1 protein-coding gene is annotated in these 262 nt (G+C 45.4%); it reads left to right on the forward strand.

From position 1 onward, the window contains the following. Nucleotides 1-262 (forward strand): aminotransferase class I/II-fold pyridoxal phosphate-dependent enzyme (locus tag ACYQ78_RS39745; protein ID WP_459806167.1); only part of this gene is annotated, 262 nt, incomplete at both ends.

Genomic DNA, 262 nt, shown 5'->3' on the forward strand with positions numbered 1-262 from the left:
GGCGGTTATTCTCAACTATCCAGCCAACCCGACAGGAATTACCTATAGTCGGGAGCAGTTGGAAGACTTGGCAGCTGTTTTACGCAAGTACGAAATTTTTGTTGTCTGTGATGAGGTTTACTCAGAATTGACCTATACAGGGGAAGCCCATGTATCTCTGGGAACTATGTTGAGAGATCAGGCAATTATTATCAATGGTTTATCGAAGTCGCATGCTATGACGGGTTGGCGTTTGGGTCTGATTTTCGCTCCTGCAGCCTTT

The organism is Herbidospora sp. RD11066 (genome assembly GCF_054661255.1).